At 39.0% G+C, this 24098-nt stretch carries 20 protein-coding genes and 1 pseudogene; all 21 read left to right on the top strand.

What is annotated here, in order from left to right:
* Positions 1-220 precede the first annotated feature (220 nt).
* On the top strand, positions 221-673 hold the full coding sequence (locus tag Q0E20_RS07935) for a DUF3290 domain-containing protein (RefSeq protein WP_295998686.1): 453 nt from the start codon (positions 221-223) through the stop codon (positions 671-673).
* 39 nt (positions 674-712) lie between these two features.
* Positions 713-1433 (top strand): annotated as a pseudogene (locus Q0E20_RS07930) (DUF421 domain-containing protein).
* Between the two features lie 89 nt (positions 1434-1522).
* Complete coding sequence (locus Q0E20_RS07925) at positions 1523-3250, top strand: radical SAM protein (protein ID WP_295998683.1); 1728 nt, start codon at positions 1523-1525, stop codon at positions 3248-3250.
* Between the two features lie 38 nt (positions 3251-3288).
* Positions 3289-4146: a peptidoglycan editing factor PgeF gene (gene pgeF / locus Q0E20_RS07920; RefSeq protein ID WP_295998680.1), complete on the top strand. Its 858-nt coding sequence runs from the start codon at positions 3289-3291 to the stop codon at positions 4144-4146.
* A 79-nt stretch (positions 4147-4225) separates the two neighbouring features.
* Positions 4226-4912 carry a YggS family pyridoxal phosphate-dependent enzyme gene (locus Q0E20_RS07915; protein WP_295998678.1) on the top strand — a complete coding sequence of 229 codons (687 nt, stop codon included), beginning with the start codon at positions 4226-4228 and terminating at the stop codon, positions 4910-4912.
* A gap of 41 nt (positions 4913-4953) precedes the next feature.
* Entirely contained in the window at positions 4954-5448 is a 495-nt protein-coding gene (locus Q0E20_RS07910) for a cell division protein SepF (RefSeq protein ID WP_295998674.1), read from the top strand.
* A 26-nt stretch (positions 5449-5474) separates the two neighbouring features.
* Entirely contained in the window at positions 5475-6263 is a 789-nt protein-coding gene (gene proC, locus Q0E20_RS07905; RefSeq protein ID WP_295998672.1) for a pyrroline-5-carboxylate reductase, read from the top strand.
* On the top strand, positions 6263-7048 hold the full coding sequence (locus Q0E20_RS07900; protein WP_295998670.1) for an RNA-binding protein: 786 nt from the start codon (positions 6263-6265) through the stop codon (positions 7046-7048). The genes proC and Q0E20_RS07900 overlap by 1 nt, the downstream gene beginning before the upstream one ends.
* A 114-nt stretch (positions 7049-7162) precedes the next feature.
* Complete coding sequence (locus tag Q0E20_RS07895) at positions 7163-7810, top strand: bifunctional precorrin-2 dehydrogenase/sirohydrochlorin ferrochelatase (protein ID WP_295998668.1); 648 nt, start codon at positions 7163-7165, stop codon at positions 7808-7810.
* Positions 7779-9053, top strand: coding sequence for a glutamyl-tRNA reductase (hemA, locus tag Q0E20_RS07890; RefSeq protein WP_295998665.1), 1275 nt, complete (start codon positions 7779-7781; stop codon positions 9051-9053). The genes Q0E20_RS07895 and hemA overlap by 32 nt, the downstream gene beginning before the upstream one ends.
* Position 9054: 1 nt before the next feature.
* Positions 9055-9993, top strand: a complete 939-nt coding sequence (gene hemC / locus Q0E20_RS07885; RefSeq protein WP_295998663.1) for a hydroxymethylbilane synthase — start codon at positions 9055-9057, stop codon at positions 9991-9993.
* Positions 9990-11504 (top strand): uroporphyrinogen-III C-methyltransferase, encoded by a 1515-nt coding sequence (gene cobA / locus Q0E20_RS07880; RefSeq protein ID WP_295998660.1) that lies wholly within the window; start codon positions 9990-9992, stop codon positions 11502-11504. The genes hemC and cobA overlap by 4 nt, the downstream gene beginning before the upstream one ends.
* Positions 11505-11542: 38 nt before the next feature.
* Entirely contained in the window at positions 11543-12517 is a 975-nt protein-coding gene (gene hemB / locus Q0E20_RS07875) for a porphobilinogen synthase (protein ID WP_156931627.1), read from the top strand.
* A gap of 9 nt (positions 12518-12526) precedes the next feature.
* The gene (gene hemL / locus Q0E20_RS07870; protein ID WP_295998655.1) at positions 12527-13828 is read left to right on the top strand and encodes a glutamate-1-semialdehyde 2,1-aminomutase; all 1302 of its coding nucleotides are present in this window, start codon (positions 12527-12529) and stop codon (positions 13826-13828) included.
* A gap of 33 nt (positions 13829-13861) precedes the next feature.
* Positions 13862-14308 carry a helix-turn-helix domain-containing protein gene (locus Q0E20_RS07865; RefSeq protein ID WP_295998653.1) on the top strand — a complete coding sequence of 149 codons (447 nt, stop codon included), beginning with the start codon at positions 13862-13864 and terminating at the stop codon, positions 14306-14308.
* A 202-nt stretch (positions 14309-14510) separates the two neighbouring features.
* Complete coding sequence (locus Q0E20_RS07860; protein ID WP_295998650.1) at positions 14511-15161, top strand: hypothetical protein; 651 nt, start codon at positions 14511-14513, stop codon at positions 15159-15161.
* A 432-nt stretch (positions 15162-15593) separates the two neighbouring features.
* On the top strand, positions 15594-16850 hold the full coding sequence (locus tag Q0E20_RS07855) for an ATP/GTP-binding protein (RefSeq protein ID WP_295998646.1): 1257 nt from the start codon (positions 15594-15596) through the stop codon (positions 16848-16850).
* Positions 16851-16859: 9 nt separating this feature from the next.
* Complete coding sequence (locus tag Q0E20_RS07850) at positions 16860-17495, top strand: RloB domain-containing protein (RefSeq protein ID WP_295998643.1); 636 nt, start codon at positions 16860-16862, stop codon at positions 17493-17495.
* Between the two features lie 200 nt (positions 17496-17695).
* Positions 17696-18382, top strand: a complete 687-nt coding sequence (locus Q0E20_RS07845; RefSeq protein ID WP_295998638.1) for a sigma-70 family RNA polymerase sigma factor — start codon at positions 17696-17698, stop codon at positions 18380-18382.
* A 254-nt stretch (positions 18383-18636) separates the two neighbouring features.
* On the top strand, positions 18637-19242 hold the full coding sequence (locus tag Q0E20_RS07840; protein ID WP_295998636.1) for a hypothetical protein: 606 nt from the start codon (positions 18637-18639) through the stop codon (positions 19240-19242).
* 315 nt (positions 19243-19557) lie between these two features.
* Positions 19558-24098 (top strand): ESPR-type extended signal peptide-containing protein (locus Q0E20_RS07835; RefSeq protein WP_295998633.1); only part of this gene is annotated, 4541 nt, incomplete at its 3' end.

Raw genomic sequence — 24098 nt, 5'->3', positions numbered from 1 at the left:
GGAATGAGCTACATATGTCTACAGATTTTCCAACTTATTGGGATTAGTCACACACACTTTTTGTCCTATAACCCTTATAAAGCGATATGCTAATTGAAAGCGACTCCTTAGGGGGTCGCTTTTTTTGGTATTATATTGAATTATATAGTAATATTTTATATAATTATTTCTAAAATCTAATATAATAACCTTAGAAATTCGTTTACAAGGAGGATATACGATGGACTTTTATACAGTTTCCTATGTGGAAAGTCAAATCACATCTGGTCATATATGGGGATTTGTTATCTTTGTAGCTATTTTATTGGCCCTTCTTGGTGTGGGCATTCAAGTATTGCGCAATGGATTTACTAGCCGTTATCGTGATTTAACTATTATTTTATCTTTGATTATTGTATTTTTCTTAGGCCTTGAATATCAAGAATATGGACGTATGAAAAATTATTCAGAGGATTCCTCGAGAATGGCTCAATTTTTGCACTCCTTTAGTACTGATCGGGGGGTTGATGAAGGTCAATTAGCTGTTAACTCTATAAAGGTACGTAATGGTATGATCTTAAAGGTTAGCGATGCATACTATGAGGTGCAATTTAATCCTGAATTTACTACCTATACAATCACTCGTGTGTATACAGTAAGCCCTACAGATCGAATTCACGATAAAGCAAATTAATACTGTATAAAACTATAAATAATGAAAGGAGTACATTATATGGTAGAATCTATGACTATATATGGTATGGTTTTTGCTAAACTTGCCATTGGTCTCTTGGCGATCATTTTACAAATCAACTTGATGGGTAAAGGTAATTTGGCGCCTACCTCAGCCTTAGACCAATTACAAAATTATGTACTTGGCGGTATTATCGGTGCTATTATTTATAATGATGCGATTGGTATTTTACAATTTATGCTAGTCCTTATCTTATGGACTATCCTTGTCATGACGCTTAAGTTCTTAAAAGGAAATCTCCGCTTCTTTAAAACTATTTTGGATGGACATCCTGTAATTGTTATCGAAAAAGGTCATATCTTAACAGAAGAATGTATGCGTTATGGCATTCAAGCGGCGGAGCTTAAGTTAAAGCTTCGCACAGCTGGTGTTCAATATATATCAGATGTTAAACGTGCTGTACTAGAGCAAAATGGTCAACTGAGTGTTGTTCAATTTGGAGAAGAGAATATTCGTTTTGATTTGATTAATGATGGTCAAATTAATCAATTTACTCTTGATGTTATTGAAAAAGATAAAGAATGGTTAGAACAAGAGGTACAGATACAAGGATATTCTATTAAGGATATCTATATTGCAGAATATCGTGATGGCAAAGTTGTATTGTATCCGTATGAGAAAAAAACTCGTCTTTAATTAGTAAAAACAATTAATATAAAGACTTGTGCATACGAAGGATACAATACAATCTAAAATATAATTTGTTAATGAGATTATTAATAGAGACGTTGAATTACATATGGTTATTGAGCACACTATTAGTAGTGGGTTTATATAGAAAGGAACGTAGTGAATCGCAAAGATTTGATAGACCGATTACAAGAACTTTATAGAGATGAGGTTTGTAGAGTAACGATTAATCCTCATGCAGAGCAAAAGGTGGCCATTGTTTATCCGAATACGTATTTCGTAGGCATGAGTAATCTGGGGCTTCACATTATTTACGAGGAAATCAATTTACATCCGGCTAGTGTATGTGAGCGGATATTTCTACCTGAGAAAAAGGAACTAGATGCCTACGATAAGACGAAAACTCCGCTTATGAGTGTTGAAACGCAGCGCCCTATGCATCAGTTTGATGTAGTGGCTTTTGATGTAACTTTTGAGATGGATTATTTTCATATTCCATTGATGCTTCGTCATGGTCGTGTGCCAATGATGAGTGTAGATCGAACGGATTTTGATCCCATCGTCATTGCTGGTGGTCCCTGTGCGACATTCAATCCTGAGCCTTTTGCTGATTTTATCGATGCTTTCATCATTGGTGAAGGGGAAGGTATTGTTACCTCTGTGTTAGAACGTATTCGTACAGGTCGTGAACAAGGTGAACGTAGAGAGGAAACGATTGCCGCATTAGCTCAAATTGAAGGCGTATATGTACCTGCTTTATATAGGCCTCTATATGACGATAATGAACGTTTCATTGGCTATGATATAGCAGCTGGTGCACCGAAAATTATACGACGCCATTTTGAGCCGCTTACGAGCGGAGGCGAAACGGTAATTGCCACTAATTTTACCGAATTTGGGGCTATGTATATTATCGAAGTGGCTCGTGGTTGTGGACGTCATTGTCGATTTTGCATGGCCGGCTATTGCTTCCGTGTGCCACGGGTACGATCGTTGAATGTTTTAAAAGAAGGTGTTGATAGAGCCGAGAAATTAGGGAAAAAGGTTGGGCTTATGGGGGCGGCCATTTCCGACTATCCAGAGGTTGATGAGCTAGTAACCTATATTAGGTCTAAGGACATGCGGTATTCTTGCGCGTCGTTGCGTGCCGATTCGTTGACACAAGCCGTTGTTGATGGATTGGCAGATAGTGGACAAAAGACGATTACTATTGCTCCTGAGACTGGTAGTGAACGATTACGCCGAGTTATAAATAAGGGTATTAGTGAAGAAAACCTTCGTACAGCAGCCCAATTATCTGCTAAGTCTGGCATTCAACATATGCGCTTATACATTATGATTGGGCTTCCGACAGAAACAGATGAAGATATTGACGCCATTATAGGCCTAGCAGAGCGAACGCAAGCCCATATGGCCGAAGTAGGTTGTAAAGGCCGGTTAACACTTAGTATTAATCCATTTATCCCTAAACCATTCACGCCGTTCCAATGGATGGCCATGGATCATCAGAAGAGTGTAGAAAAGAAATTACAATATATTAAGAAATCACTACAGAAGAATCGTCGTATAGAGGTGCTCGTAGAATCTCCAAAAGAAGCCTATATTCAGGGCGTACTCGCCCGAGGTGACCGCCGTTTAGGAAAGGTACTAGCTGCATGTTCGCTAGATCGAGGTAGCAAATCTTTTAAATCTGAAATGAAGAAAGCCGGCCTTGATATGGATTATTGTAATTATCGGGAGCGCAATTTTGACGATTATTTACCATGGTCTCATTTGGATATGGGCCTAAATGATGGTTATTTAGAACAAGAATGGCAACGGGCCGTTGATGAAGCCTATACACCGCCTTGCATAGACGGATGTAAGCGTTGTGGCGTATGTAAATAGTTTATAATGTAGATTTTAGATAGTATAGGAACAGTAGTATGGATATAACTATTGTAAATGTAGATAGAACGGATCATACTTGGTCCTTTGAAAAGCCCAACTGGGCAGAGCGATTTCCTCTAATAATGGGAGATACATATCGTTATGGAGGTGTATCTAAGAAACCGTGTGAGTCATTAAATTTAGCTACCCACATAGGGGATAGACTACAAGATGTATTAGAAAATCGCTCTATTGTAGCAGATTATTTGGGTGTATCATCAAATCGAATTACTTGTGGCAATCAAGTACATGGACTCAAGGCGGTGCGCATTACAGAAGAATTAATTGGTGCTGGAGCGATGAGTGCTGAGTCAGCGATTCCTGATTGTGATGCGGTATATACGGATATTCCCAATGTACCATTATTTTTATTTACTGCCGATTGTGTACCGGTAGGTATCTATGATCCGGTTCATCATGTGGTGGCTACCGTTCATGCAGGATGGCGTGGCGCTATAGGGCATCTACCTGTTATCACCATAGAGGCGATGCAACGGGATTTTGGTACTCGTTTTGAAGATTGCTATGTATATTTAGGGCCGAGTATTGGACCTAAGTCGTTTGAGGTCAGTCAAGAGTTAGCGGATACTTTCACGAAAGAGTGGAATAAAATTAGTGATGCTAATCCTGATGAGTTAGTTCAATATATCGTTAGAGACGGTGCCTCACAAGCGACACCACATGTTGATTTGTGGCGTTTTATTGAAGAAGATTTATTGCAACGAGGTGTTTTAGAAAATCATATCTGTATTGGTGGTACAGACAGTATGACGGATGAGAACTGTTTTTCTTATCGTCGGGAAGATGGAAAAACAGGGCGTATGGCATTATTCGCTATGTTAGAAAAGCGGTAAATATATACATAATAAACTAAATATTATATAATATATATCTATAGTAGTATGTTTATTTATAAGTAGCTGGGAGGATCATATGATTGAAGAATCCCTTCATAAAATCCAACAACGCATGGCCGATGCAATGGCTAGCGTAGGACGCACGGACACAGCATTACTTGTGGCGGTTACTAAGAATCATCCAGTAACGGCTGTTGAAGAGGTAGCTCGGCTTGGATGTACTCATGTAGGTGAGAATCGCGTACAAGAGGCAAAAGAAAAACAAATGCTTTATACAGGACCTAAGTTAGTATGGCATTTAATAGGCCATTTACAAGTCAATAAGGTTCGTCAAGCGGTACCGATGTTTGATTTGATTCATTCTGTAGATAGTAAAAAGTTATTAGATGAAATCGAAAAGGTCGCTGCTAAGCATAATAAGGTGCAAGATATATTGTTACAAGTAAATGTAGCTCGTGAGGCGAGTAAGTCTGGCATGTCCGTAGAGGAGTTTCCTGAGGTACGTGACTATGCTAAGACATTACCGCATGTGCGCGTTAGGGGGTTAATGTGCATGGCTCCGTTTTTTGAAAATCCGGAGGATGCAAGACCTATATTTAAAGTAGCTTATGCTTTGTACGAAGATATGAAAGGGTATTTTCCTGACGGAGATATACGCTATTTATCGATGGGCATGTCACATGATTTTGAAATAGCCTTACAAGAAGGGGCTAATATTGTCCGTGTAGGCACCGCCATCTTTGGGGAACGTGTATATAACTAATAGGGTAGATATAATAGTGTGAGTATATTAGGAGGATTACCATGTCAATGGGAGAACAATGGCAAAAAATCAAAAATTTTATCGGTATTAATAACGATGACCGTTATGATTATGATGATGAGTATGAATATGAAGATGATGAGGACTATGCAGAAGATGTGCCACCAGTAGCACCAACAGCAGCTGCATCTGAGTTCCATCCACGTAAGGTAGGAGGCACATCCACTATGACACAACGTCCAACAGCCATGAAAGTAGTTGTTATCGAACCTAAGGTTTTTGAGGATTCTGAAAGTATCACTCATCAATTGCGTGACATGCGTCCTGTATTGATTAATTTTGAAAATACAGATCCTCATGAAGCGGCTCGCATTGTTGATTTTGTATCTGGTGCAACATTTGCCTTAGATGGCAAATTGGAAAAGGTCGGCAAAGATATTTTTATGTGCGTACCAGTTAATGTATCCATTGATTATGAAAATGAATCTGGAAATGGAACAGGTGAGCAACAAGATTTTAACTGGCAAAATAAATAATCCAGTATAGAAAAAGTGGTGATACTATGTTGGGAAAAACAGTATGTATAGGTGTAGGTGCTATGGGTGGAGCTCTGTTACGAGGTGCACTTGCGAAGGGCATATTAAAACCTAGTGATGTATCGATTGTGGTGCGTCGTCCTGAACATTGTGATGAATTAGTGGATGAATTGGGCGTTACAGGCTTTGTAGAATTACCAGATATGGCGCAATTTGACACGATTATCTTGGCTGTTAAACCACAGGTGTTACCATCTGTATTAAGCCAATTAACTTCTGTGAAATCTGGTGCTACGGTTATTTCCGTAGCAGCTGGTGTAACATTAGAAACATTGCGTAAAGCATTACCAACGGCGGTGCTATATCGTGCGATGCCGAACACACCCGCATCAATTGGATGTGGAATGACTGCATTGACTGCGGATGATGAATCTGATACAACTCATGTTGAGGCTTTGTTTAATGCCGTTGGTGAAGTAGCCGTTGTCAGTGAAGCAGATCTTGATCGATTAGGTGCTCTATCTGGTGCTGGTCCAGGATATATGTTTGTTATTTTAGATGCCTTGGCTGATGCGGGTGTTCGCATTGGTTTGCCACGTCAATTAGCAATTAAGGCGGCTGCTCAAACTATGTATGGAGCTGGGAAGATGGCTGTAGAAACTGGTTGTCATCCTGCTATATTGCGTGATCAAGTTACTAGCCCTGGTGGTACTACGATTGCTGGTATTGGGGCTATGGAAAAAGGTGGATTGCGCAGTGCTCTACAAGATGGTGTTGTTGCATGCTTAGCTCGTTCCAATGAATTGGGGAAATAATGGCTGATACAAGTAAATTAATTAGATATTTTGAGGCAAGCGGTAGTGGTGAAGAAGCGCGCCGTATGCTAGATTTAGCAGAACAAGTAGTTAAGGGTCGACCCTACCGCGTTTGTGATTTTACAAGCCCTGCAGGTCTTGTTATTGCGGATGCGATTAAGGCTGCATACCCTGAATTATTAGTTCAATCCTATGGTGGCTATGAAGGGGCAGAACGTATTCGTATTGCTTTTGTAGATAGTCATTTTCAAGGTACTGTAGATATGGGGATTATTCCATTGAAAGTATCTTGGGACCCACGTTTTAGATTATTAAATCATCGTGATGTGCTTGGTTCCTTAATGGGGCTGGGGATTGATCGGTCTAAATTTGGTGATATTATCATGGGTCAGGGGGGGGCTCAAATCCTTGTGGATAGCACTGTAGCCGATTTCGTAGTACAAAACTTTACGAAGATTGCTATGGTTGCTGTATCTGTAACTCCTATGGAGTTAGATGACATTGCCCCTAAAGAAGAAAAAATAAAAGAAGTGCGCACTACCGTAGCATCGCTTCGATTGGATGCGGTAGCAAGCTCTGGCTTTAGCGTATCCCGTACCAAATTGGTGAGCGCTGTAAATGCCGGTTTATTGCAAGTAAATTGGCAACCTGCTAAGGGACCATCCCAAGAGGTTAAAGAAGGGGATGTTATCTCTATGCGTGGTCGTGGCCGAATGAAGGTAGAGGCTATTACTGGTACTTCCCGTAAAGGTCGTATTGGTGTTTACCTTAAACGATTTATGTAAGCAAATAACTAATCGGCTTGATTCATCAAGCCGATTTTTTATACCGCTTATGTATATCTATAGTGAAACATGTAGGTATACATAAGCGGTATCATTAATCATGCGAGGTGTATTATGATATCGGTAACATTACAAACTACAGCGTCTGATACTATTCTTTTTATAGGTGGTGGGGCTGTGGCTGAACGGCGTTTAGCGTTGTGCTTAAACGAGCCCTGTCAATGTATTGTCATTAGCCCTGTTATAACAGCCCAGATGAAAGCTTGGCATGAGGCGCACCAATTTATATGGCATACTACAATGTTTAACGATGAGCATATAGATATTATTAAAAAAAGTAAGCTTTTATTTATCTGTACTGATAATAGAGTTGTTAATGATAATATTGAACGTATAGCTCGCAACTATGGAATATTGGTTAATCGAGCTGATTGTGCTGTATCTTGCGATTTTACGGTGCCATCGACGATTGATATTGGGGACCTTCATATCGCTATTAGTGCCAATAACGGAGGACCGCGTATTAATCGTCTTGTGAAACGAGATATGATTAATCGTTATAGTGAGTTGCAAATTGCTATACCTAGACTTAAAATTATGAGGGAAGAAGTAAAGTTACTTATCCCAAATGTAGAGGCGCGTAGTCATTTTTGGCGCACTCATTTATGTGAAACTGAATTTTTGGCCATACTCAAGGGACAATGGCCTTTGATAGAGGAGAAACTACACCATGCAATTAGTAGTCTTAGGACTAAATCATAGAAGTGCTACCGTTGAGGTGCGTGAACGTTTCTCGTTTGAGAAGAACGAGGTAGAAAGCGCCTTAAATCGACTCTATGAATACGAAAAAATTTCAGAATGTGTTATTCTATCGACTTGCAATCGCACGGAAATTTATGCTGTATTAGAAGATGTACAATCTCCTAAAGCGTATATGCTTGACGTATTAAAACATTTAAAACATGCCGATACAATTGATGAATCAGCCTTTTTCTTTTACGAAGAAAAGGCTTGTATAGAACATCTATTTCGTGTATCTGCTAGCCTTGATTCTCTAGTTTTAGGGGAAGGACAAATTCTTAGTCAGTTAAAAGGTGCGTATATTGCTGCTTATAGTGCAGGCTTTACAGGAACTGTATTTAATATTCTGTTCCAACGCGCTATAAGTGTTGGTAAAAAAGTACGTACTAACACGGGGATTGCTAATACTCCTGTATCTGTTAGTTATACGGCGGTTAACTTAGCCGAAGATAGTCTTGATAAACCTCTTTCAGAGGCGACAGTTCTTATTTTAGGGGCTGGCACGATGAGTGAATTGACAGCTACACATTTACAAGCTAAGGGTGTAAAAACTATCTTTGTATCGAATCGGACTTTTACTAAAGCGGAAGCATTGGCTAAGAAGTTTAATGGACAAGCCATTAAGTTAGATCACTATGTAGAACAAGCAGAACATGCAGATATTATCATCACATCAACAGGGGCACCACATTATATTATTGGTGAAACTGAAGCGAAGCGTATTGCCGCATTACGTCATGGTCGACCAATTGTAATGATTGATATTGCAGTGCCCCGTGATATTGATCCAGTAGTTGCGGATATTGATGGTGTATATCTCTTTAATATTGATGCATTGGAAAGCGTAGTAGAAGAAAATAAACAACAACGCGAGGAAGAAGCGAAATTAGCTGAACCGATTATTTATGAAGCAATAGATGAAGTATTAGAAAAATTTGGCTATTTGTCGGTACGTCCTATGATGGCCTTGTTGACTAATAAAGCTGATCGTATTCGTCGTCGTGAATTACATCGTGCACTTGCTAAATTAACAGATATTTCCGATAAAGAGCGCCGTATCATTGATTCTATGAGTCGTATGATTGTTAGAAAGATGCTAAGAGAACCGATGATTCATTTCAATGAAATCGCCGGTACACAAGAAGAAGGTTTATATTGGGATTTATTCAAGGATATGTTTAATCTCGAGAAAGAAGGCTCGTAGAATGAGGAATCATATTAGAATCGGAACTCGAAAGAGTGCTCTTGCTTTATGGCAATCAGAATATGTAAAACGTGAATTACAATGCTTATACCCAGGAATTACGGTTGAATTGGTCAATTTTAATACTAAAGGTGATCGCATTTTGAATAAGCCTCTTGCGGAAGTAGGGGGAAAGGGATTATTTACTGCTGAATTAGAGGCTGCTATGCATGCAGGCGATATTGATATTGCTGTTCATAGTTTAAAGGATATGCCGACTGAGTTACCGGAAGGACTTACATTGGGTGCTATTTCTAAGCGAGAAGTGCCATTTGATGCATTGGTAAGTCCTAACTATAAAACCTTAGATCAATTGCCACAAGGTGCTCGTATTGGTACCAGTAGTTTACGCCGTCAAGCGCAACTATTGCATCGTCGTCCAGATTTACAAATTGAAGTGATTCGCGGTAATGTCCAAACACGGCTTGGTAAAATTGAAACAGAAGGCCTTGATGGTGTTGTATTAGCACAAGCAGGTCTAAAACGCCTCGGCCTAGATGATAAAATCACACAAGTTTTTACAGCTGATGAAATGATTCCAGCTGTGGGGCAAGGTGCATTAGCGATTGAATGTCGCAGTGATGATGTAGAAATTTTGGATATGTTATCTAACATCGACGATGAATCAACACGTCTTGCTGTAGAAGGAGAACGTAGTTTTCTAAATCAACTCAATGGAGGTTGCCAAGTGCCGATGGGCGTATACGGAACTGTTGAAAAAGGACAGCTAACATTGAAAGCGCTCATTGCCTCGTTAGATGGTAAAACTGTATATGAAGGCGAGTTGTCTGGACCTGCTCAGAAAGGGGTTATGTTAGGCAAAAATCTCGCAAAAGCCTTATATGAAGAAGGAGGCAAACACATTGTGGAAGCTCTTGTTAAGGAGGGAATCATTAAATGACAGGTTTAGTATATTTGATTGGCGCAGGCCCTGGAGATTCTAAATTAATCACCGTAAAAGGTAAAGAATGTATTGAACGCGCAGATGTTATCGTGTATGACTATTTAGCCGATGCTCATTTATTGGAATGGGCTCGACCTGATGCAGAATTGGTTTATGCAGGTAAACAATGTAGAGACCATACTATGCAGCAATGGGAAATCAATGAATTACTGGTAGCAAAAGGCAAAGAAGGAAAAATTGTAGCACGCTTAAAGGGCGGAGATCCACTTGTTTTTGGTCGTGGTGGTGAAGAAGCGCTGGCACTTCGTGAGGCTGGTGTTCCTTTTGAATTTGTACCAGGTGTCACATCACCTATCGCAGCGCCTGCCTATGCAGGTATTCCTGTGACTCAACGTGCTATGGCAACATCCTTTGCGGTTGTTACTGGTCATGAAGATCCTACTAAATCAGTGTCTGGTATTCACTGGGAAGGCCTTGCAACAGCAGTCGATACACTTTGTTTTGTTATGGGCGTAGGTAATTTACCTACAATTGCAGAGAAATTGATGGCCCATGGCCGCTCTGCTAATACGCCGGTGGCTCTCGTTCGGTGGGGCACTAAACCGATTCAAGAGGTACTTGTATCTACCTTGGAACATGTTGTGGAAGATGTGGAAAAAGCACAATTAAAAGCGCCAGCAATTATTGTTGTCGGTGATGTAGTTAATTTGCGTGAACAATTGCAATGGTTTGATAATAAGCCATTGTTTGGTAAAACAATTGTGGTAACACGTGCACGTTCTCAAGCTAGCAAATTCCGAGATATGCTCATGAATCAAGGGGCTAATGTAATCCAAGCTGCTGCTATTAAAACAATGCCTGTAGACTTATTTGATGAAGATAAGCGTTTATTGCATCGTGTGGATACATACACTAGTGTTGTATTCACATCAGCTGAAGGGGTACGTTATTTCTTTGATGCCTTGCGTGGTGAAGGTAAGGATGCTCGTTCCTTAGGGTATGCTAAGGTGTGTGCAATTGGTAGTGCTACAGCTAAAGCGTTGACAAATTACGGCATTACACCAGATATCATCCCTGTAGATTATAAGGCTGAATCTGTTGTGGATGCATTGAAACAGCATGTAAAAGCTGGAGATACGGTGTTATTAATCCAACCTAAGAAGGCTCGTGAAGTCATTCCACGTGAATTGCGTCACCTAGATATCGATGTAGATATTTTGCGCTTGTATGAAACACAACAAGACACATCTCAACAAGAGGCCTTAGTAGATGCGTTGCAACATGGTCATGTTGACTATATTACATTTACTAGCTCCTCTACAGTTACCAATACGTTAGATTTATTGGGTGAAGATGCACTTTCACTATTAGAACATACAAAGATTGCATGCATCGGACCTATTACGGCCGCTACGGCTATGAGTGCAGGTCTAACTGTAGATATCATTAGTCCTGTATATACTACAGAAGGTCTTGTGGATACAATTGTGAAAGACTGTGCTAACTAATATATTGCCATTCATTAAACGGAAGAAGGAAATTTACCATGTACGATTTAACCTATCGACCTCGCCGTTTGCGCACTTCTCCAGAAATGCGTGATTTAGTACGAGAAACTACATTAGATACAACAGATTTAATATATCCATTATTCATCGTTCCTGGTGAAGGAATTAAAAAAGAAATCGACACATTGCCAGGACAATATCATTTATCTGTAGATGAAGCGGTAAAGGTGGCTCAAGAAGCGTATGACCTCGGCATTCGTGGCGTAGAAATCTTTGGCATTCCTACCTATAAGGATGAACAAGGTTCCTCTGCTTGGGATATGTCTCAACCGGTACAACAAGCAATCAAAGCCATCCGTGAAGCGGTACCAAATCTCTTGGTTATTGCGGATGTATGCTTGTGTCAATATACCTCTACTGGTCACTGTGGTATGATTGATCACCACGAAATCTTGAATGATGAAACATTGCCTTTATTGTGCAAGGTTGCGGTTAGCCAAGCACAAGCTGGCGCTCATATGGTAGCGCCATCTGATATGATGGATGGCCGTGTAGGTGCTATTCGTGAAGCTCTCGATGAAGCTGGTTTCACCAATGTATCTATCATGAGTTATGCTGCAAAATATGCATCTGCCTATTATGGTCCATTCCGTGGCGCCGTTAATTCGGCTCCACAATTTGGGGACCGTAAATCCTACCAAATGGATCCTGCCAATCGCTTAGAAGCAATGCGTGAAATTGAACTCGATATCGCTGAAGGTACGGATATTATCATGATTAAACCGGCATTATGCTATTTAGATATCGTTCGCGAAGCTCGTGATCGTTATGAATTGCCATTGGCAGTCTACAATGTATCCGGCGAATATGCGATGGTTAAAACGGCTGCAGCTGCTGGTCTTATCGATGAACAACGCCTTGTTATGGAAACGATGCTCTCTATGAAACGTGCCGGTGCTAAAATCATCATTACATACCATGCCCTTGATGTGGCACGTTGGCTTAAACAATAAGGAGTGACTATGTTACAACTAGGTAAATCAGAAAAAGCGTTTGACGAAGCGAAACGATATATGCCAGGTGGCGTTAATAGTCCTGTTCGCTCCTATCGTAGCGTAGGCTCAAATCCTCCATTTATTAGCTCCGCTAGTGGCAGCCGCATCTATGATATCGATAACAACGAGTACATCGACTACGTATTAAGCTGGGGACCTATGATTTTAGGCCATGCGAACCCTGAGGTAGTGGCTAGTTTGCAAGAAGCCATTCCTCGTGGCACAAGCTATGGTGCGCCTACATTGTTAGAAACGGAATTGGCTAAGAAAATCCAAGCTTTCATGCCATCCATGGAAATGGTCCGTCTCGTTAACTCTGGTACCGAAGCGACCATGAGCGCATTACGCGTAGCTCGTGGGTATACGGGTCGCGATCGTATCGTTAAATTTGTTGGCTGTTACCACGGCCATAGTGATTCTCTATTGGTGAAAGCCGGATCTGGCCTTGCTACATTTGGCGTACCAGATAGCCCAGGCGTACCAAAGGGCGTCGCAGAAAATACCATCACATTGCCTTACAATGATATTGATGCGGTTAAACAATTATTCGATGAAATGGGCGATACTATTGCTTGTATTATCGTAGAACCAGTAGCGGGCAATATGGGCTGTGTGCCTCCAGTAGAAGGATTCCTTGAAACTTTGCGGGATGTTACAAAGGCGCATGGTGCTCTATTAATCTTTGACGAAGTTATGTGTGGCTTCCGCGCTAGCAGCGGTGGTGCACAAAAACTATACAATATTAAACCTGACTTGACTTGCCTCGGTAAAATCGTGGGCGGTGGCATGCCTCTCGCTGTATTTGGCGGTTCTAGCAAAATTATGAGCGAAGTAGCACCATCCGGTCCTATTTACCAAGCCGGCACATTGAGTGGTAATCCTGTGGCCGTAACAGCAGGTCTTGCTACATTATCCATGTTGCAACGAGACCCAACTATCTTTAAACAAGTGGAAGATAGCACAAAAGCATTGTGCAATGGCCTTGAAGAATTGGCTAACAAATACAATGTGCCAGCTGTGGTGCAACGTGTGGGCTCCATGTTTACCTTATTCTTTACAGATAAACCGGTTCACAATTTTGATGACGCTAGTGCATGTAATGCTGACCATTTCAAGACATTCTTCCATCATAACTTGAGCCATGGTATTTACTATGCGCCAAGTCCATTTGAAAGCAACTTTGTGTCCATGTGCCATAAGGGTGCAGAAATCGATAAAACATTGGCTGTCGCAGAGGAAGCTTTCAAAATGATCAGTGAAACACTGTAATAGAATGTGACGTAATCGATGTAGGTGATGAACATGCAATTTTACAAGAACTTGAAACGGGCTCGCGTACGCATGGGCAAGAGCCAAATCGAAGTCGCCAAGGCTGTAGGCATTAGTAATGCAGCATTGTCCAATTACGAGACTGGCTATAGAGAACCAGATCTCGATACACTGTGCGCGTTGGCTCGTTACTATGAGCTGACCTTAGATGAGCTTGTAAATGTTAATAATGAACAGCAAGAACGCATCTATGATATTAGCACCGTTGTGAAGGATACACATATTAAGTTCAAAGGGGACTTGTATGAATTAAAAGAATCACAAAAGAAGGTTCTATTGCGAGAACTGGATACAGTGTTTGAAAAATTTCAACGATCTCGTATAACATCCATCAAAGAAGGTACCTCACATCGCCATCCCCATATCAATCGGGGCGGGCTGTTGGGGGCAAACCTTGCGGTGAGTCGCGGGAAAAAATAATAAATTAAAGCTATTATATCCAAACATATGATATTGGTTTGGATATAATAGCTTTTTTATTTATGTTATATTACACTGCCAGTAAATTGAGTTATTTGATGAAATAAAAATTTAAAGATTCTATGTTAGTATCTAATAGTATAGAGACTTAAGTGCATTAAGAGTGGATTCATGTTATAGTAAACCTAACGAGGTGAGACTAATGGAACATTATATTGAAATTATTGCTATGCTAGCACCTGGATTTATTGCTAAGGAAGTTGCTAGAGCATTAGGAAATGTGAAATCAAGGGGTAGTTCGATAGACCAAATATTAAATTATTTTGTATATAGTATCTTTTGTTTCTTTATAACGCTACTTATATATACAATTATCAATAAGTTATTTGGTTATGATGACCCACAATATTTTCTACTTGTATTCTTGTCTATTTTAAGTGGAATTAGTGTGGGATATGCTTGGCAAACAATAGTAAAAAAATTTTTTAAGAATATAATTGATAGGTATACAAGTGAAAATAATGGTTATATTTATTTTCAAGAAGATAGCATGCTGAATAATTGTATGTTAGATGGCAAAGATCATTTAATTCAAATAATTAAGTCAGGGCATGTGATAGCAACAGGAAAATTTCTAGGGGCAACATTTTCGAGCGAGGATACGACTGAAATTAAAATAGATAGCCATCCAGTATATGCTGAATGGCTATCTAATGAGACATATAGTAAGGAGTTTGAATACCTACATTCTATATTTGATATTAAAAATGATATCGAAGTTAGAGAGTATAGTTATCCAAATGGTTTCTTTGAAGAGGGATTCACAGCAGATAAAATTACTTCTTCGGAGTAGGTGACGAGGGTGGTGGAGCGGGACGAACAGGTTTGCCACTGGTGGTTTTTTGTGCTCCGTCTCTGCGTTCGTATCCATCATTAGTAGGTTTTGGAGAGTTTTTAGTCATACTATTCCTCCTTTCTATAAAGATATTTTTATTATATCAGAATTATATTGATTAGTACTCACAATAGTGATATGTATTCATTTTGATAAATACATATTATTTATTGGCCACAACACATGGATGTTTCTCTATATTTTACAAGGAGACATCCATTTTGTTGTTGCCTTTAGATTGATACGCGACGTAGTCGCGAATCATTAAACCACCCGTTATGCGGGCATGGTAACCTACGCGTTTTCTATATTATTTGCTGAATATTTTTTGTGTTAATAATTAGCATAAAATTTAACTTCGTGATATAATACTTGTGAGGAGGTGTTAATATGTTAATGGAAGTGAGATTAAATAATGTATTAGCATTTAATAAACCTGTTGTGTTTTCTGCGAATGCAGATATGCGTACTAAAAAGTTTATATCCAATGTACATCAAGAAAATGGAAATAATATTGTAAAAAGCACCGCTATATATGGGCCTAATAATACGGGAAAGACTTGTTTAATTAAAGGTATAGCCAGTATTATTGATATTTTATTAAATAATGAGCCTCATTTATTACCTAATTTATTTACACATAATCCTATTTGTAAATTAGGTATTGCTTTTTTATATGATAAGAAAAAGTATGATTATACTATAACGTATGATACTCAATCAGAAGAAATCGTATATGAACATTTCGTACACAAATTTTATGATGAATATGGTAATGAGAAGTCAGATACATTAATTTTAAAGGATATAAAAAAACAGGAATTTAAATGTATCGATCCTAATGTAGAACCTTTGATGGAAGTGGTTGCAAATAAAGCCTTATTGTGTCATGCTATCGATACATCTAAGTTTAGTAAATTGGCAGAGATTAAGCAAATTATTACTGAATTTGCTCGTTCAATAGATATTATTAATATGAATAATATTCCCATTGATCAAACTATCAAATTATTAAAGAATGAAAATAATATTCAGAAAAAAGTTGTTAACTTTATTAAACAAGCTGATGTTTATTTAGATGATTTTAAATATGCTGAAGCAGATATGGATATAAAATTAAAAAAGAATGGTAAAGCGATTGCGGACGAACGTGCCTTAGCATTGCCGGAACAATTGTTAGATCAATTAAAGTTAATTTCTGTGTACAAAGGCCATCCAGTACCAAGTATGGTATTTGATTCTACGGGAACGAAAAAAATTGCTGCTTTAGCTAGTTATATTATTGAAGCTTTAGAAAAAGGCAGAACTTTAATTGTTGATGAATTGGATAGTAGTTTACACTTTTCTTTAACACGTGCTATTGTAGCTCTTTTTAATAATGAGTTAAATGATATGGCGCAGCTTATATTTACAGTTCATGATGTAACTTTGTTGGATTGCAAAAGGCTATTTAGAAAAGAACAAATTTGGTTTGTTCATAAGGATGAAGAACAAGTATATCTATATTCATTGGCTGATTTTACAACGGCTAACACTGGTATTCGAGATAGTACTAATCTTCTTGATAAATATAAAAAAGGTGTACTAGGTGCCCTGCCTGATCCATCATTTTTTGATTCCTTGTTAGAAATTAAATCGAAATACTAGGAGGTTTATATGGTTCCATTATTACCGCCTCTGAAAGATAATAAGAAGATTTATATTATATGTGAAGGGTCAGAAGAGTATGATTATCTTAATCGACTAAAACTGTTGAATGTGTGGTCGGATGTATATGATATAACGCTTAGAGATGCAAAAGGTAATGGGAATTTATATCCTATATACCAAGACGTATATCAAAAAGGAAATTATGATTTAGTTGTTATTGTTTGTGATACAGAAAAGAAACCACATGAACAATTTAATGATATTTGTTATAAAGTGAACTCGCTCCATGCGTGTGAATTGGCAAGCCAATATGTGGTAATGTTTACAAATCCATGTACTATGCAAGTCATTTTATTGCATTGGGATACTTCTGTTAGATTGCAGACACCATCAAAGCGGCGTAGTGCTTCTTATATTGAAAAATATACAGGTATCCAAGATTATTCAGCTAAAGAATCTCAGCGAACACAATTGGTTTCTAATATTACAAAAGAGAGTTATAGAACTATGATGAATGGTGCAAAGCAATTGGGAATGGATGCAGCATTAATTAATAGTACTAATTTACATGTGTTTTTTGCACAATTGGAGCAACCTGACACAAATTGGATTGATGAGATTAATAAGTTAATAGAGTCCTAGATAACGAAAATTTAGGAAACAATGTAAAGATGCTAATGATTATTGTTAGCATCTTTTTATGTATTAATGTATCTTTGGCAAGAAAGTTAGAGTCACTAACATAACAGCGCTATGTTTGTATTTTCTAGGCCATTCCTGTTTTTGCAATTCTTTCCTCCTGCGGTATAGTACAACTGTGCCCGGGCAGGAAAGGATTTACAATGACATTCTATTCTGCACAAGATTTTGAACAATATTACGTAACAAATATAACGCGATTTGAACAGATTCGCGATGAAGCATTGGTAGAGGTATGCCAAACGAGGGTACCTATCTGTGATGTGCCAAGTGAACCAATAGATGGTGCGGCGGCTAAGATGGAATTATGCCGGCGGTATCGCCCACTCATCGTAAAATACGAGCGGTTATTAGTAAATCGCACCGTCGAGGATGATGTAGAGGCTATGCTGTGGCTCACCTTTATTGAATCGATTTATACCTATAATCTAGCTGGTGCAGTACCTTTTGCGGGATATGTGAAATCGGCCATTCATTTTAAACATCTCAATCACTATAAACGGATTAAACAACAGTGGAATCATGAATTCCATATTCCAGATACGGCGGATGGGGATGAGCAATTGGCGATGGATCAAATACCAGATACCATAGATGTAGCTAACCAGACTGTATATCGTGAGGAACGAGTACAACAATATCATTTATTGCAAAGAGCTTTGCGGTTATTAAAGGTAGAGCAACAACAGTTGATTACCGATATTTATGGACGTGGTTGTAATTTGTCGGATGTTGCAAGACAGCAAAATTGTTCACGTCAATCGGTACAACAACGACATAAACGTATCTTGGATGTATTACGGGAATACATGTATAGATATGTAATGTAATATTCAAATTAGAGATAGAGTTAGGAGATGATAATAGATAATCAAATGATATAGATAGTATACGTGGCTGCATATAGTTGCATACTTCATATATTAAAAAATGTGATAAATTTATGGGTATATATTTTAAAATTACATATTTACAGGTAAAAGCACATAGGTATACAATGAATGCGAAATGAATGCGCGTTCATATATAGAGTGGGAATATTCCTTATATAGTTTGTTCGTATTATTTAAGAGGAGACTATTGTATGGAAACAGTGTATGATGAGCATACGAATGTGTCACCCTATGTAGTAGACAACGAGAGAGAATATGTACTACAAGATTGTATGGTCCGCCATCTATGGTGTATGATTCCAGACTATAAATCGGGTGGTAATGTGACAAAGTGTTACTACGCGGATGGCACAGATGCATTAGTACATCGTCCGATGTTACGCCTGTTTTATGATCTAGCAAAATATTTAGCCGTCGATTTACGGGCTTTGCATAATACGATGGGGCAACGAGCCTCGTATAATCAGCCTCGTACCTTGTCTGTGAATATGACCTGGATACCCTTTAAAACGAGGAAACCTGTAGGCAAGGATGGCGCTTATGGATACTTTAATATTGTGGTACCCTTTACCTATATGGTGTCCGATGGGCCTACAGAACAGCAATGCTATATTCATGGTGGTCACACGGAACCAATTTTGCTGTTACATCCACCGACCTATGTGCGGAGAAAATTAGATGCAGCTATGATGGAACATCGGCGCTACGTGAGGCGTATACTAGAGTATATGCGGATGTGTGGTAATCCAGATGTACTAGCAGAACTCTATATTGCTTGTCATTTTCATAATAACTAAATAATGATATGACCTATATCGTCATAGATGATAGACCTGTTCTATCTCTATGGCGATATTTTTTTGTGAAAGCGTGAATTGTAGATTGAGAATAGTTATAAGTAACCGATAAATTCCTGTAGAATTTAGAAATTAATGAAATGTTAAAATATAAGATAAACTTATCATATATTATCTAAATATTAAATAAATCTGCAAAGTTATGTAAATAATGAAGGGAATATGAATAAAAATGTTGACGGGGGGGGGGCATTTAGTATCATTATGTCTATAGAGTGTGTACATCCAATATAGGGACAAAAGGAGTGTATAGATATGGGTCTGAATCATATATACAAAGTTATATGGTCAAAAACCAAAAACGCTTGGGTTGTGGTGTCGGAAATTGCAAAACGAGACGGTAAATCGAGCGTTAAATCTGTAGTTACCTCATTGGCTGGTAAAAGTGTGGCGGCTGTGATGGTGGCTATGGTGATGTGCGGGGGAGTGGCGTCGGCCGCCACTGGTACTCAATATGGTACTGGAGCTACGGCCACTTATAATGACTCAGTTGCAGTAGGTGAAAATGCGCAAGCAACAAATTCTGAAGTTACCCTAGTCGGTGCTAACTCAAAAATACAAGGTCAATATTCATCTGTTGTAGGTTTTAATAATAAGGATTATGGTGTTTATGGGACGTCACCCACTACCAATCAAATTCTTGGATCAACCAATAACGTAAAAGGTCAACATAACACCATTGTTGGTAGTGGAATTACCATTTCCTCAGAAGGTAATGAGTCAACAATCAGTAGTGATTCGATGGGAAGCTATAATGTTGCATTAGGTGATTTTCAACGTATTGGTGGAGATAGAAATGTTTCTATACTTTCCGATGGTTATATACTAAGAGGAAAGCAAAATGTTTCAATTGGGTATGGTAGTAAGGTAATCGGCGCTAGCACTGATCCTAATTTTTCTACAGCGATTGGTGGTGCTATGGCTCGAGGTGACAATACTGTTGGGATTGGTGCTGGTGCAGTTGCGGATAATTTAAATAAAAGTGATACATCTATCGCGATTGGTACAGGAGCTAATGCTTCTGATTCTATTGCTATTGGAGCAAATAGCGGTGGTTCTTTAAGCGCTCAAGGACATTCTGTAAATATAGGTTTACGTAATGCCCAAGCTATAAATAAAGCCGTTATTCTAGGTTCGAATAATGGTTATAGTGGTGGCACAATTGTATACTCTGATGGTGGTGTAGTTATTGGTCATGATAATGTTGTTAGAATTGTGAAAAATGGCATAATCATGGGTAGTGGAAATGACATTAATGGTGAATCACAAATAGCGATTGGTACTAATATTCAGTCAACTACCCATTTAGGGGGCGTAAAAGGTGCGGTAGCCATTGGTTATAATTCAGAATTTGCAACCCTTAATAAACCAAGTGGTACTTTAAATATTAATGGGGTAAATCTAGATGCTTCAAATTATGCTGGCAACTCTTCATCCCTAACCTATGGGAATACTTTTTCTATTGGTAAACTTAATAATGAACGCCAACTTAAAAATGTAGCCGCTGGTGAGATTTCCGCAACTTCTACAGACGCCGTTAACGGTAGCCAATTATACGAAGCTGTTAGAGCCGTAACTGCTGGTGCTAGCCCTGATGTGTATATGCATGTTAATGATGGGACATCAACTCAAGGTGCTGGTGGAGGTAATAATTTAGGTAAAGCAAACGAAAAAAGTGGTGCTTTAGGAAATTATTCCATTGCTGTAGGTAAAAATGCACAATCTCAAGGAATAAATTCTATTTCTATTGGTTACCAAAGTGGCACCACTAATGATCAGTCTATTGCTATAGGTGGCAATGCTCATGTTAATAGTAGTCATTCAATTGCTATTGGTGATAATGCTGATGCTAGTGGTACTTATAGTACTGCTATAGGAACAAGCTCTGTAACTGGTGATAAAAACTTAGCGTTAAATAATTCATATGTTTATAGTGGAAGCGATTCAGTAGCTATAAATGGGAGTCAAGTTGCGGGTAATAATAATATTGCTATTGGTGGTGCATATATAGGTGCAGGACGAACATATTCTCGTGATTATTCTGGTAATCCTACATCAAATATTATGTATATAGAAACCGCAACACCAACCTTAGGGATATCTAGTATGCAAGGAGAGCAATATCTAGAACCTGTAAAAAACAGTATTGCTATTGGTAACAATGCATACGTAACTCGTAGCAATACGATTGTTATGGGTGATAAGACTTTTGATAATATTAAGTCTAGTAAAACTGCAACTGATTTTATAGCACCGACTAAAAGTAAATTTTCTAGTATTATTAGTGGTGATATAAACTTATATCATGAAGGAACATTAGGGAATTCAGTATATCTTGGACATGATTCTTATGCATTTACTCCTGATGCTTTGACTGATGGCGAAAATACCTCTAGTGGTGAAAATAGCATCCACACTAAAAAATACGATGCAGCTGGTAACATTGTTGTAAGCAACAACACAACAGGTGGTGCGTTTGGTAAGGTAAGTAAAGCCACTATCAATGGTGATGAAATCACTGGCTTTGCGGGTGCTCAATCCGTCGGTGCCGTAACAATTGGTGCTGGCGATTATGAACGTCGTATCCAAAACGTCGCTGCTGGCGAAGTATCTGCTACATCTACAGACGGTATCAACGGTTCTCAATTGTATGCCGTAGCCGATACATTGTCTAAGAATATGTCTAGCTACATGCATATCAATGATGGTACAAGCACACAAACAGTAGGTAATGCGACTACAAACTATGGATACTCTGGTTCTAAGGCGGGTGCAACAGGAACAAAATCCATTGCAGGAGGTGTTAATGCACAGGCTGCTGGTGAAAAGTCAATAGCTATTGGTGCTGATGCAACGGCTTCAGGCGAAGCAGCAATTGCTATAGGTAAATCTGTAACAACTGATTCTGATAGTAAACATTCAATTGCTATGGGGGAAACTAGTAATATAACTGGTACAGTTGGTGCAGTTGTATTAGGACAAAATAGCTCGATAACATCATCTGTACCTGGAGGCCCGTCTAATAAAACGAGTACATCTAGTCTTGTTATAGGACGTGATAGTCATATTACTGATAGTGTGAGGTCAGTAGCTATTGGCTCTAACGCAAATATTTCACAAGCTCATGATGGGGTAGCAATTGGTAGTTCAGCTAATATTACTAATAGTGAAAATGCTATGGCATTTGGTGAAGGTGCTAAAGTTACAAACTCTGTTAATGGGATTGCTATTGGTGGTGGCACTGAGGTTACAGCTAGCAATGGTCTTGCAATTGGGACTCTATCAAAAGCTCTTGGTTTATCATCGATTTCAATTGGCGTAGGAAATGAAGTAAAAGGTGATAGCTCTAGTGCTATCGGTGATCCATCATACATCGATACCACAGCAACCGGTACACATGTACAAGGTAACAATAATGGTACGGCCACAAATCCTATTAAGGCCTCTGAATCTACGTTCATGGGAAATACAAACCTTGCCGGTACAGCTGGTACAACAGGCATTCATGTAGTAGGTAATAATAATTCCGTAGATTCCTCGAATGTTATGGTTGTGGGCAATAACGTTACCGTAGGTACAGGTCTTGATGGGGCCGTAGTTCTTGGTCATGCAAGTTCTGCTGATCAATATGCAGCGGCTACCGATTCTACCATTAATGGCGTTACCTTCGAAGCTGCTAGTTATGCTGGTAACACAGGTCTTAACAAGGGTTCGATTGTATCTGTTGGTGCCACTGGTGCAGAACGTCAAATTAAGAACGTTGCAGCTGGTGCGGTCACAGCTACCTCTACAGATGCGGTCAATGGTTCTCAATTGTACAAAACAGCAGAAACCATTCTAAAAATGCCAATTAACATGGCTGGTGACTCAGGCGATACCGTTGGCTTGAAACTTGGTAAAACGGTAAATATTAAAGGTTCTGTTGCCTCTGGTGCCGATGTAACCGATGGTAACATCGCGGTTGTTGGGGATAAGGCAACTAGCACATTGAGCCTCAAAATGGCTAAAAACCTTACAGGCCTAACAAGTGGTACTTTCACAGATGCTACGGGTAACCAAACGGTTATCAATGGTGGTGGCGTGACAGTTACACCGACTGGTACGGGTGCTACACCAATTTCTATTACCACTAGCGGCATCAACGCGGGTAATCAAGAAATCAAAGGTGTTAAGAAGGGCACAACCGACGATGCAGCCGTTAATAAGAAACAAATGGACGATGCATTGGCTGGTATTTCCTCCACATTGACCATCAATGATGGCACAATTGATGGCTCTGTAAACCTTAAAACTGGTAAACTCAAGGTCGTTGGTGAAAGCGGTACAAATGCGCTTGTTACAACTACTGTATCTGGCGATACTATTTCCGTTGGTACAAGCACAAAATTACAAAACGCTGTAACTGCTGCCGAAAAATCTGCTGATAAAGACTTGTCTAACTTGTCTACAACTGGTTCTGATAAAGTTAAAACACTTGCCCAAGATGCTGTGAAAGTAGCTGGTACAGGCCTTGCAACTGTTAGCGATGCTACAGCAGCTGGTGTTAAAACATACACAGTGAATGTAGACGAAGGCAAACTTGTTATTGATGATACTACTGGTAAACTTGGTGCTACTGGTGCTACACAAGGTACGGTGCAAGGTAAAAACGGCGTAGCCACTACGCAAGATGTAGCATCTGTAGTAAATTCTGCTATCGATAAGACAAAACAAGCGTTAGATGATGCTAAACATAACTTTGCTGGTGATGATGCGACAGTGATTAGCCGTAAACATGGCGAACAACTTAACATCAA

Origin of the sequence: uncultured Veillonella sp. (assembly GCF_934230905.1) — a bacterium.
Taxonomy (GTDB): Bacteria; Bacillota; Negativicutes; order Veillonellales; family Veillonellaceae; genus Veillonella.
This window is presented reverse-complemented; position numbering and strand designations above follow the sequence as displayed.